At 70.5% G+C, this 11941-nt stretch carries 9 protein-coding genes and 1 tRNA gene; 3 read left to right on the forward strand and 7 right to left on the reverse strand.

What is annotated here, in order from left to right; all coding sequences use genetic code 11:
* The first annotated feature begins 98 nt into the window (after positions 1 to 98).
* Positions 99 to 578 carry a hypothetical protein gene (locus E2169_RS04470; RefSeq protein WP_132985363.1) on the forward strand — a complete coding sequence of 160 codons (480 nt, stop codon included), beginning with the start codon at positions 99 to 101 and terminating at the stop codon, positions 576 to 578.
* Here the strand turns inward: E2169_RS04470 and hrpA are convergent.
* Positions 571 to 4683, reverse strand: a complete 4113-nt coding sequence (gene hrpA, locus E2169_RS04475) for an ATP-dependent RNA helicase HrpA (RefSeq protein ID WP_132985364.1) — start codon at positions 4681 to 4683, stop codon at positions 571 to 573. The genes E2169_RS04470 and hrpA overlap by 8 nt on opposite strands.
* Before the next feature lie 82 nt (positions 4684 to 4765).
* On the opposite strand from hrpA, the gene E2169_RS04480 reads away from it, so the two are divergent.
* On the forward strand, positions 4766 to 5353 hold the full coding sequence (locus E2169_RS04480; RefSeq protein WP_132985365.1) for a Dps family protein: 588 nt from the start codon (positions 4766 to 4768) through the stop codon (positions 5351 to 5353).
* A 216-nt stretch (positions 5354 to 5569) separates the two neighbouring features.
* Positions 5570 to 7396 carry a DNA helicase RecQ gene (gene recQ, locus E2169_RS04485; protein WP_132985366.1) on the forward strand — a complete coding sequence of 609 codons (1827 nt, stop codon included), beginning with the start codon at positions 5570 to 5572 and terminating at the stop codon, positions 7394 to 7396.
* 18 nt (positions 7397 to 7414) lie between these two features.
* On the opposite strand, the gene E2169_RS04490 is transcribed toward recQ, so the two are convergent.
* The 6 genes from E2169_RS04490 to tolB all read right to left on the reverse strand — a co-directional run bounded on the left by E2169_RS04490 (position 7415) and on the right by tolB (position 11861).
* Positions 7415 to 7490, reverse strand: a tRNA-Lys gene (locus E2169_RS04490).
* A gap of 85 nt (positions 7491 to 7575) precedes the next feature.
* Positions 7576 to 8244, reverse strand: a complete 669-nt coding sequence (gene queC / locus E2169_RS04495) for a 7-cyano-7-deazaguanine synthase QueC (RefSeq protein ID WP_132985367.1) — start codon at positions 8242 to 8244, stop codon at positions 7576 to 7578.
* A 37-nt stretch (positions 8245 to 8281) separates the two neighbouring features.
* On the reverse strand, positions 8282 to 8968 hold the full coding sequence (gene queE, locus E2169_RS04500) for a 7-carboxy-7-deazaguanine synthase QueE (protein ID WP_132985368.1): 687 nt from the start codon (positions 8966 to 8968) through the stop codon (positions 8282 to 8284).
* 53 nt (positions 8969 to 9021) lie between these two features.
* Positions 9022 to 9855: a tol-pal system protein YbgF gene (gene ybgF, locus E2169_RS04505; RefSeq protein ID WP_132985369.1), complete on the reverse strand. Its 834-nt coding sequence runs from the start codon at positions 9853 to 9855 to the stop codon at positions 9022 to 9024.
* 91 nt (positions 9856 to 9946) lie between these two features.
* Positions 9947 to 10456, reverse strand: coding sequence for a peptidoglycan-associated lipoprotein Pal (gene pal, locus E2169_RS04510; RefSeq protein WP_132985370.1), 510 nt, complete (start codon positions 10454 to 10456; stop codon positions 9947 to 9949).
* Positions 10457 to 10520: 64 nt separating this feature from the next.
* Positions 10521 to 11861 (reverse strand): Tol-Pal system beta propeller repeat protein TolB, encoded by a 1341-nt coding sequence (gene tolB / locus E2169_RS04515; RefSeq protein WP_132985371.1) that lies wholly within the window; start codon positions 11859 to 11861, stop codon positions 10521 to 10523.
* Positions 11862 to 11941 lie beyond the last annotated feature (80 nt).

An 11941-nucleotide genomic window follows, 5' to 3' on the forward strand; every position in this document is an offset into this window, starting at 1 on the left:
GCAGGGTCTCGATGTCCACAGTGTCGACCACGTCGAACGCCAATCCACGGGCTTGGACGGTTTACACTAGCTCGACCTCGCCCCCGGGAACAGACGCCATGCCGGTACGCAGCATTTTCCTTGCCGCCCTGCTCTTCATCGCCGCCCCGGCCGCGGCCCAGCAGGCGATCCAGACGCAGATGACACCCGAGGAGTTCAAGGCCGCGGGCCTGGACAAGCTCAGCGCGGACGAGCTCGAACGGCTCGACGCCTGGCTCAACCGCACCATCCAGGGCGAGACCGCCAAGGCCGTCGTCGATGCCAAGGAAAAAGTTGTCGAGGAGCAGCGCGGCTTCGCCACCATCGGCTCCACGGAGCCGATCGAGTCGCGCATCAGCGGCGAGTTCCGCGGCTTCGCCAAGGGCAACGAGTACACCCTGGACAATGGCCATGTGTGGAAGCAGGTGGACGATTCGAAGCTGTCGGGCGTGCGCCAGGACAACCCTGCGGTGCGCCTGAACGTCAGCGTGATGGGCAGCGCCTGGTACCTGAAGGTCGAAGGCTACAACACCCGCGCCAAGGTCGTGCGCATCAAGTAAGCGCGGCCAGCCGCGCCGCCAGTTTCTTCGGCGACACCCCGCCCTTCGCGCCAAGCTCCTGCGCGAAGACCTGCACGCGCAGCTCTTCCAGGTCCCAGCGCAGGGCCTGCCAGCCGGGTTCGCCCGCACGCCCCCCGGCCGCCGCAAGCGCCAGCGCGTCGGCGAAGGGCTTGAGTTCGAGCATGCGCTGCTGGTCGCGCGTGGGGTCGTTCAGCGCGCGGCCGGCGCGGGTGGCCAGGGCCTTCAGGTAGCGCGGGTACTCGGCCAGTACCGCGGCGGGGACCTCGCGCAGGAAGCCGGCGGGCGCCAGCGCAGCCAGCTGCGCCTGCATGTCATCCAGGTTGCCGCGCGCCCAGCCCATCAGCTTGGCGTCGAGCGCGGCGCGCGCCTCGGCCACCAGGGCGAGGATCGTCTCCGCCTGCTGCAGGCGGCGCATCGCCTCGGGAAACAGGGCCTTGCCGACGGCGTCGCTGCACGCCGCAAAGGCCGAGGGGTCGCGTATATCGCCCAGGCCTTCAGCGGTCAACGCAGCGAAGGCGCCGTCCACCAGGTCCTGGCGCAGGGTGTCCGCCGGACGGCTGCCGCCGGCGCCCCGCGGCGCGGTGGACTCGATCGCGGCATACAGCAGCGCCGTCTTCGACTGCACCGGCAGCTGCTTGCGCGCATGGCGCACGCGGTCGGCGACGGCCAGCGCCAGCAGCCGACGCACGCCGCGGGGGTGTTGGCGCTCGGCCTCGGCACGGTCGGCGTGGACCTCCAGCGACACGCTGTCGCCGTCGTCGTGCAGCGCCGGGAATGCCGGCACGCCGCCGGCGCCGGGCACGGAGACCGGGATCGGCATGTCAGGGAACGCGGTCAGCGCCTCGCGCGCCAGCCCGGCGGACGCGTGCGCGGCGAACGCGTCGGCGGCGTGCGCGCCGAAGCGTCCGCGGAGTTCGTCCAGGTCGCGCGATTCGGCCAGCACGCGGCGGCCGTCGGCATCGAGCAGGCGCAGGTTGGCGCGCAGGTGCGGCTCCAGCGCCGCGTCGTCGAAGTCGGTGGCGCCGATCTCCACGCCCGTCAGGCGCTTGAGGAAGCGCGCAAGCGCGCCGCCGATGCTGTCGGTGGCCGCGTCGGCGCCGCCATGGGCGTCTGCGAAGGCGCGCGCGAAGTCGGGCGCCGGCACGAAGTTGCGGCGCAGGGCCTTGGGCAGGCCGCGCAGCAGGGCGGTGGCTTTCTCCTGCACGAAGCCCGGCGCCAGCCAGCCCAGTCGTGGACCATCCAGGGCGTTGAGCAGGTGCAGCGGCACGACCACGGTCATGCCGTCGTCGGGCGCGCCGGGCTCGAAGCGATAATGCACGGCCAGCCGCGCATCCCCCAGCGGGTAGTACGCGGGGAAGCGCTCCGCATCGCTGCCGTCGGCGACCAGCAGGTCGTCGCGGGTCCACTGCAGCTCGCGCCGCTGCTCCTTCGTCAGCTTCGCGTACCAGGCGTCCAGCGCCTGGGCGCTGATGAGCTCGGCGGGAATGCGGTCGCGATACCAGCGCAGCATCCAGTCCTCGTCGACCACGAGGCCTGTGCGGCGTTGCTTCGCCTCTTCCTCCTCGGCCGATGCCAGCGCGCGGCGGTTGCGGGCGACGACATCCGCGCGCAGGTTGATCTCGCCGGCGACCAGGCCGTCGCGCAGGAACAGTTCGCGCGCCTCCTCCGGATAGTGGGCGCCATAGTGGAACGGCCGCGCAGCGGCCAGCACCAGGCCGAACAGGCCGACCTGCTCGCTGCCGACCACGCGGCCCTGCCTGCGCGACCAGCGCGGATCGAAGTGGCGCCGGGAGAGCAGGTGCGGCAGCTCCGCCTCCACCCACTCCGGCTCGATCGCGCCATTGGTCAGCGCCCACACTTTCTCGGTGTCGAGCAGGGTGGCGGTGAGCAGCCACGGCGGCGGTCGCGAGCTCAGCGTCGACCCGGGGAAGAGCTGGAAGCGCCGCCCGCGCGGCCCTTCGTAGCTGACCTGCCGGCGCTTGTCGCGCTCGGGCAGGGCGTGGCCGACCTGGGTGGGCAGCCCCGCCATGAGCGCGCGGTGGACGCTCTGGTAGAGATCACGCGCGGCAGCGGCGGCATCCTTCATGACGCTGTCGGTTGTTCCCTGGCGCGGGCGCCGGCGCGATCGGCGGACGCCTTCCCGGGCGGGCGCCGCCGCAGCCGCCTGCTCGGCGTCATCGTCCTCGCCCGCGGCGAAGAGCACGTCGCCGGCGCGATCCTCCTCGCTCCAGCCCAGTCCTTCGCACTGCAGCTTCAGCTGGCGATGCAGCTCGCGCCATTCGCGCATGCGCAGGAAGCCCAGGAAGTTGCGGTCGCACCACTTGCGCAGCTGCGACTGGGTCAGGTCCTGGTGCGCGACGCGATAGGCCTCCCACAGGCGCAGGATGGCCACGAACTCCGACTTCGGATCCCGGAAGGCGGCATGGGCCGCATCGGCCGCCCCACGCTGGTCGGCCGGGCGCTCGCGTGGATCCTGGATGCCGAGGAAGCTCGCGATCACCAGCATCTCGCGCAGGCAGCGATGGTCGTTCGCAGCCACCAGCATGCGCCCGAGCTTCACGTCCACCGACAGCTTCGCCATCGCCTGGCCGTGGGCGGTGAGCTTGCGCGCCGCGTCCACCGCGCCGAGCTCGGCCAGCTGCTGCCAGCCGTCGGCGATCGCGCGCGCGTCGGGCGGCTCCAGGAAAGGGAAGTCTTCGATCGCACCCAGGCCCAGCGCCAGCATGCGCAGGATCACGCCGGCCAGCGCGGCGCGGCGGATCTCGGGGTCGGTGAACTCCGGACGCGCGGCGAAGTCGGCCTCGTCGTACAGCCGGTAGCAGGTGCCCGGAGCGATGCGGCCGCAGCGGCCGGCGCGCTGGTTGGCGCTGGCCTGGCTGATCGGTTCGATATGCAGGCGGTCGAGCTTCTGCCGCGGGCTGTAGCGCTTGACCCGCGCCAGCCCCGGATCTACCACGTAATGGATGCGCGGCACCGTCAGCGAGGTTTCGGCGACGTTGGTCGCAAGCACGATGCGGCGCTGCGAACCGGGGTTGAACACGCGGTCCTGGTCGCGCACCGACAGGCGCGCGTACAGCGGCAGCACCTCGGTGTGGCGGTATTTGCGGCCCTCGAGCGCACGGTGCGCGTCGCGGATCTCGCGCTCGCCCGGGAGGAACACCAGCACGTCGCCACCCATGCCGCTGCCGCCGCGCATGATGATTTCGTCGCAGGCAGCGACGATGCCGTCGGTGGTGGACATCGCGCCGTCGTCGCCCGGGACGGTGCCGTCCGCGCCGCCGGCGAGCGCGCGGTAGCGCATTTCGACCGGGTAGCCGCGGCCTTCGACATCGACCACCGGCGCATCGTTGAAGTGCGCCGAGAAGCGCGCGGTATCGATGGTGGCCGAGGTCACGACCAGCTTCAGGTCGGGCCGCTTCGCCAGCAGCTGCTTCAGGTAACCGAGCAGGAAGTCGATGTTGAGGCTGCGCTCGTGCGCCTCGTCGATGATCAGGGTGTCGTAGCGCGACAGCCAGCGGTCGGACTGGATCTCGGCCAGCAGGATGCCGTCGGTCATGAACTTGACCGCGGTCTGCTCGCCGACCTTTTCGGTGAAGCGCACCTGGTAGCCCACGGCGCCGCCCAACGGCACCTGCAGCTCTTCGGCCACGCGCCGCGCCACCGCGCGCGCTGCGATGCGGCGCGGCTGGGTGCAGCCGATCAGGCCCGCCGCGCCGCGGCCCGCGGCCAGGCACAGCTTGGGCAGCTGGGTGGTCTTGCCGGAACCGGTCTCGCCGGCCACCACCACCACCTGGTGCGCGCGCAGGAGTTCGACGATGCGCTCGGCCTCGGCCGCGATCGGGAGCGACGGATCGACCTCCGCGCGCGGCAGGCTGGCGGCGCGCGCTTCGCGCTGCGCCACCGAGCGCGCGAGTGCGTCCTCGAACGCCTTGCGACGGACCTCGTCCCCACGCGCCTGCTCATGGCGTCGCCACAGGCCGAGCAGCCGGCCGCGGTCGCGGCTCAGCGCGCCATCGATGCCCTCGCGCCCCGGACGTCTTGACGCCAGGCTTGCATTGCGGGGGCTAGACTCCATTTCATTCATGCACGATTCGCAGCTCCGGGCCGCTTCATTCCCCTCCCCATATCGCGCCCATTGTCGCGCGCTGACAAGAAAGGACACAGTGATGGCGAAGACCAAGACGAAAACCAGGACCAAGAACGAAACCACGGCCGCCAAGCGGACGGGTTCGCGCAAGGCCGCTCCCGTCGCCTCCCCCGCCGCCGGTTCGGTGGCTCCGGGCGTGGATATCGGGATCGCGGACAGGGATCGCAAGACGATCTCGCAGGATCTCGCCCAGTTCCTGTCCGACAGTTTCACCCTGTACCTGAAGACCCACAACTTCCACTGGAACGTGACCGGGCCGATGTTCAACTCGCTGCACGCGATGTTCATGGACCAGTACACCGAACAGTGGAACGCGCTCGACGACATCGCCGAGCGAATCCGCGCACTGGGCTACAACGCGCCGGGTTCCTACGCCGAGTTCATCAAACTGTCGACGATCGCCGAAGAGCCGGGCCTCACCGAAGCGCCGGACTGGCGTGCCATGGTGGGCCAGCTGGTCGACGGCAACGAGGCCGTGTGCCGCACCGCCCGCAGGGCCCTGTCCCACGCCGATGACGCCGGCGACGACCCCACCGTGGACCTCCTGACCCAGCGCCTGCAGATCCACGAGAAGAACGCCTGGATGCTGCGCTCCCTGCTGCAGTGATGTCGCATACGCTGCGCGTCTGACGACCACGGGGCGGTGACCTGAAAGGCCCCGTCGCGGCCGGGAGGCCTTCGCGGGGATCTGGAGGGCCCCGCGCTCTGCTGCTCGGCAAGTCTTGACTCCAGGGACGACGCCGCACATGGCGAAGCCTTCCTACCCGTGCCCGGGGCCGATACCCGATAGGCCAGCAGTGGGTATCGCCGGTATCCTTGGCGCATGAGCGACGCCGCACACCGCATCCTGCACGAGGTCTTCGGCCACGAGACCTTCCGCGGCGAACAGGCCGCCATCATCGGACACGTGGCCGGCGGCGGCGACGCCCTGGTCCTGATGCCCACCGGCGGCGGCAAGTCGCTGTGCTACCAGGTGCCGGCGCTGCTGCGCGAAGGCACGGCGGTGGTGGTCTCGCCGCTGATCGCGCTGATGCAGGACCAGGTGGAAGCGCTGCGCCAGCTGGGCGTGCGCGCGGCCTTCCTCAACTCCACGCTGGACGGCGCCGAGGCCGCGGCCATCGAGCGCGAACTGCGCGAGGGTTCGCTCGACCTGCTCTACGTCGCCCCCGAGCGCCTGCTCACGCCGCGCTTCATGTCCCTGCTCGACGCCAGCCGCATCGCCCTGTTCGCGATCGACGAGGCGCACTGCGTCTCGCAGTGGGGCCACGACTTCCGGCGCGAATACCGCGAGCTCACCGTGCTGCACGAACGCTGGCCGCAGGTGCCGCGGATCGCGCTCACCGCCACCGCCGACCCGCCGACCCAGCGCGAGATCGCCGAGCGCCTGCAGCTCGAAGGCGCACGGCGCTTCACCAGCTCCTTCGACCGCCCGAACATCCGCTACACCGTCGTCAACAAGGACAACGGCCGCCGCCAGCTGCTGGACTTCATCGAAGGCCATCGCGGCGAGGCCGGGATCGTCTACTGCCTGTCGCGCAACAAGGTCGAGAAGACCGCCGCCATGCTGCAGGAGGCCGGCATCGACGCCCTGCCCTACCACGCCGGCCTCGACGCCTCGGTGCGCGCCGCCAACCAGCGCCGCTTCCTGCTCGAGGACGGCGTGGTGGTGGTGGCGACGATCGCCTTCGGCATGGGCATCGACAAGCCCGACGTGCGCTTCGTGGCGCATATGGACCTGCCCAAGTCGATCGAGGGCTACTACCAGGAAACCGGCCGCGCCGGCCGCGACGGCGACCCCGCCGAAGCCTGGATGTGCCAGGGCCTGGGTGACGTGGTCATGCTGCGGCAGATGATCGACCAGTCCGAATCCGGCGACGAGCGCAAGCGCCTTGAGCACCGCAAGCTCGACGCCCTGGTCGGTTACTGCGAGTCCACCCGCTGCCGGCGGCAGGTGCTGCTGGCCTGCTTCGGCGAAGACTATGCCGCCAAGGGCCCGGGCGAACCCTGCGGCAACTGCGACAACTGCCTGCATCCGGCCGAAACCTGGGATGCGACGGTGGCGGCGCAGAAGGCGCTGTCCTGCGTCTACCGCACCGGGCAGCGCTTTGGCGCAGCGCACCTGATCGACGTCCTGCGCGGCTCGGAATCGGAGCGGATCCGCCAGTTCGGCCACGACGGGATCAGCACCTACGGCATCGGCACCGAACTCGACGCGCGCAGCTGGCGCGGCGTGTTCCGGCAGCTGGTGGCCGCCGGCCTGCTGGAGGTCGACAGCGAGGGCTACGGCGGCCTGCGCCTCAACGCCGACAGCCGCGAGGTGCTGCAGGGGCGCCGCGAAGTGCTGCTGCGCAAGGAAGCGCCGCGGGCGCGGGCGCGCGAGCGCGACCGTGGCAATCGCACTCCGGCAGTCGAGGTCGGCGCCGTCGACCGGCCGCTGTTTGAAGCACTGCGCCAGATGCGCACACGGCTGGCACGCGAGCAGAGCGTGCCACCGTACGTGATCTTCCACGACGCGACCCTGCGCGAGATCGCGCGGCTGCGCCCGCGCACTCCGGGCGATCTCGCCCTGATTGGCGGCATTGGCGCCGGCAAGATCGAACGCTACGGCGACGAGGTGCTGGACGCGGTAGCGGAAGCAGAGGCGGCCTGAAGGCGCTGCCTGTGCTGTTGGTGGGCCGTGATGGATTCGAACCATCGACCAGCGGATTAAAAGTCCGATGCTCTACCGACTGAGCTAACGGCCCCACGAGACCGCGAATTATGTCACGGCGGACCCACGGCCGCAGCGCGTGACCCGGCTCAAGGCGGATTCCGAAGCGGCTGGAACGGTCAGTCCACGTAGCGCGTCGGGTCTGCCACGCCGGCGGCCGAGAATCCTTCGGCGCGCAGCGCGCAGGCATCGCAATGCCGGCAGGCGCGGCCTTCGGCATCGGCGCTGTAACACGACACCGTCTGCGCGAAGTCCACGCCCAGGCGCAGGCCCTCGCGGACGATGTCCGCCTTCGACATGTGCTGCAGCGGCGCGTGCACGCGGATGCCGGCGCCGTCCACACCGGCCTGGGTCGCCAGGTTGGCCAGGCGCTCGAAGGCGTCGATGAACTCGGGGCGGCAGTCCGGGTAGCCGGAATAGTCGACGGCATTGACGCCACAGAAGATGTCCGCCGCGCCCACCACCTCGGCCCAGCCCAGCGCGATCGACAGCATGATGGTGTTGCGCGCCGGCACGTAGGTGACCGGGATGCCGGCGCTGCCGGGTTCGGGCACGTCGATGTCCGCGGTCAGGGCCGATCCGCCGATCGCACGCAGGTCCACGCCCACCACCTTGTGCGCGGCCGCGCCCTGCTCCGCCGCGAGCACCGCCGCCGCATCGAGTTCGGACGTGTGCCGCTGGCCGTAGGCCACGCTCAGCGCATGCACGGAAAACCCCTGCTCGCGCGCGATGGCCAGGACGACGGCGGAATCCATGCCGCCGGAGGCGAGGACGACTGCGTTCTTCAAAGCATTTGGCTCCTGCACGTATTGCGTCAACGGGCGCTCAGCGACCCGGTTCGTCGTTCCAGAGGATCTTGTGCAGCTGCATCTGGAAGCGCACCGGCAGCCGGTCGGCAACGATCCAGTCGGCCAGCTCGCGCGCATCGATTTCCGACTTGCTGGGCGAAAACAGCACGTCGCAGCGCTCGGCGATCGCGTGCTCGGCCACCACGCCGCGCGCCCACTCGTAGTCCACCCGGCTGCAGATCACGAACTTGACCTGGTCGTGCGGCGTCAGCAGCGCGATGTTGCTCCACAGGTTGCGCGCGTCCTCCCCCGAGCCCGGCGTCTTGATGTCCAGGACGCGGGAAACCCGGAGATCGACCTCGCCGATGTCCAGCGCACCCGAGGTCTCCAGGGACACCGCGTAGCCGGCGTCGCAGAGCCGGCGCAGCAGGCCGATGCAGCGCTTCTGCGCCAGCGGCTCGCCGCCGGTCACGCAGACGTGGCGGACGCCGTGGCTTGCCACCTCTTCAAGGATGGCATCGACGTCACGCCACTCGCCGCCATGGAAGGCATAGGCCGTATCGCAGTAGCGGCAGCGCAGCGGACAGCCGGTCAGGCGCACGAACACCGTCGCCCAGCCGGCGTCGCGCGCCTCGCCCTGGAGCGACAGGAAAATCTCGGTGATGCGAAGCCGGTCCGGGGCCGCGGCGGGCGCCGCGCCGGAGCCGGCGGAAGGGGTATCCATGGCCCTTATTGTAGCGCGCGGCCCCCGAACCGGCCGGGCCCCGGAGCGCCGGTTCAGCGCAGGCTGTTGAGCTGGATCGAGCGCAGCCGGTCGTCGGCGGTGCGGGCGGCGTCGGTGCCCGGGTACTGCTCGGTGACGCGTGCCAGCGTCGCCTCGGCGGCGACCAGGTCGCTTTGTCCGTACTGCGACAGGCCGACCTTCAGCAGCGCGCCCGGCGCCTTGTCGTGCGTGGGCCAGCGCTGGAGGATGGCCTGGAACTGCGCCTGCGCGGCCGCGTAATCCTGGGTGACGTAATAGCTCTCGCCCAGCCAGTAGGTGGCGTTGGGCGCGTACGAACCCGTCGGGTACAGACGCAGGAACTCGCTGAAAAGGCCGGCCGCTTCAGCGTACTGGCCCGAGCGCAGCGCGGCGAAGGCGGTTTCGTAGGCGCCGCGCTCGTCGGCGGCGTTGGCCAGCAGGCCGGCATCGCCAAAGACGATCGGGGCGCTGTCGGCGGGCGCGGGCCGCGTCGGGGCCGGAGCCGGGGCGGCGGGCGAAGCCGCGGGGGCCGCGGCGGCCGCCTGGCCGTCGACCTGCCCCGCAGGGCCGCCTTCCAGCCGGTTCAGGCGGTCATCGACGTCGAGGTACTGGTTGCGGATGCTGGTTTCCAGCGTCCTGTTCTGCTGCTGGAGCTCCTCGACCTGGCCACGCAGGGTCCGCAGCTCTTCGCGCAGCGCGGTCATCTGGTTGAGCAGGTCGATGTTGCCCTGGTTGTTCGCGGCCTGCGCTTCGAGCGCGGCCACGCGCTCACCGAGGCTGGCACGCTGGGCGGCGGCCGGCGGCGCCACCAGGGCGGCGGACACGGCGGTGGCGAAGACGAGGCTGGTCAGGAAATGGCTGCGGGTCATGGCATGGGCATCGGTTTTCGGACACTTGAAAGACAATCGGCAGCTGGCGGGGTTCCCCACCAGCTGCCGACGTGCTGCTGACGCCGCCGAATCAGCGGGCGGTGTAGGTGATCTCGACGCGGCGGTTCTGCGCCCAGCAATCCTCGCTCGAGGCGGTGCAGGTCGGGCGCTCTTCGCCGTAGCTGGTCACCGTCTGCTGGCCGGCGGAACCACCGTTGGCCTGCAGCGCGGACGACACACCGTTGCCGCGGCGCTCGCCGAGGCCGAGGTTGTAGTCGCGGCTGCCGCGCTCGTCGGCATGGCCTTCGAGGGTGACGCGGGCCGAGGGGCGGTCACGCAGGTACTTGGCATGGCAGGCCATCGCCGCCTGGAACTCCGGACGCACCGCCTCCTGGTCGAAGTCGAAGTAGATCGTGCGCTGGCGCAGGCAGGCGTCGGTATCCAGATCCTCGGGGGTGTAGGCGCCCGGCGTGGTGGCCGGCTGGGTGGTGGCCGGCGGCTCGGGCTGGGCCACCGGTGGTTCTTCCTTGACCTTCTTGGAACAGGCAATGGCGGCCGTGCAGAGCAGGGCCGTCAGCAGTACGCGGATAGGGGTATTCATCTCGTCGATCCTTCAGGGTTTGGCACAGTGAATTCACATTGCTGTATCGGCCGTGCACGCGGCGTCATCGTTCGCGATAGGGCCCCCAAGCCGGCTCGCGGACGTTGCCGTCGGCAAGGACCAGCCGCTGGCGCACGCGCCCATCGGCAGAGACGGCATACAGGACTCCCCTGCTGCCTTCCCTGCCCGCGTACAGGACCATGCTGGCGTTCGGGGCGAAACTCGGCGATTCGTCGAGCGACCCCGGCGACAACGTGGACCAGCGCGGCGTCCCCAGGCTGCGGTCCAGCAATGCAATACGGTATACGTTTCCTGAACCCTGCGCCACGGCGATCTTCGTGTCGTCGAAGGACACCGTCGGGCTGGCGTTGTAATTGCCCTGGAACGAGACCCGCGTGGCGCTGCCGCCGCCGGCCGGAACCTGGTAGACCTGCGGCCGGCCGCCGCGGTCGGACGTGAAGTAGACGCTGCGGCCGTCGGCGCTCCAGACCGGCTCGGTGTCGATGCCGATCTGGCTGGTCAGCTGGGTCAGGGCCTTGCTGGCGAGGTCCATCACGTAGATCTCGGGGCTGCCGCTGCGCGACAGGGTCAGCGCCAGCTTGCCGCCGTCGGGCGAGAACGACGGCGAGCTGTTGATGCCGCGGAAGCTGGCCACGCGCTCGCGTGCGCCGGTGCCGAGGTTCTGGATGTAGATCGCCGAGTTGTTGTTGTGCTCGAAGGAGACGTAGGCCAGCTTGCTGCCGTCGGGGCTCCAGTCGGGCGACATCAGCGGCTCGGTCGAGCGCACCACGACCTGCGGGTTGTGGCCATCGGCGTCGGCCACCATCAGCGCGTAGTTGATGTTCTCGCCGGTGCCGGTCGAGGTCACGTAGGCGATGCGGGTCCAGAACGCGCCGCGCACGCCCAGGATCTTCTCGTAGATGGCGTCGGCCATCTGGTGGCCGACGTCGCGCATGGCGTTGGCGCGGCCGGTCATGGCGATACCGAGCAGGCGCTCCTGCTTGGCCACGTCGAACAGCTCGTACTCCACGCGGTAGGCGCCGCCGCCGGCATCGACCACGCGGCCGACCACCAGGAAGTCCTGCTTGAGCATCCGCCAGGTGGGGTAGTTGACCTCGCCGCCGCGTGTGGGCCGCTCGACCATGTCCTGCTCGGGCAGGCCGCGGAACTGGCCGGAGCGCGCCAGGTCCTCGCGCACCACGCGCGCGACGTCGGTATCCGGGGCCGCGCCGCTGCCCTGGTAGGGCATGGGCACGACGGCGATCGGCAGCGCCTGGGCGTTGCCGCCGACGATGTCGATCTCGAGGCCGCCTTGCTGCGCGCTGGCGGCAAAGGGCAGGAGAAGTGCGAGGCAGGCGATCAACCACGCGCGCGTGGTGGCCAGCCGGCGTTGGATTCGGGTCATACCGGGCTCCGGGGGTGGACTCTGCAAGGGTGACAGGATGGCCGTGAAGGCGCTCACAAGGATGAACGGATTCCTCCCCG

It is taken from the genome of Luteimonas terricola (assembly GCF_004352845.1).
Lineage (GTDB): Bacteria > Pseudomonadota > Gammaproteobacteria > Xanthomonadales > Xanthomonadaceae > Luteimonas > Luteimonas terricola.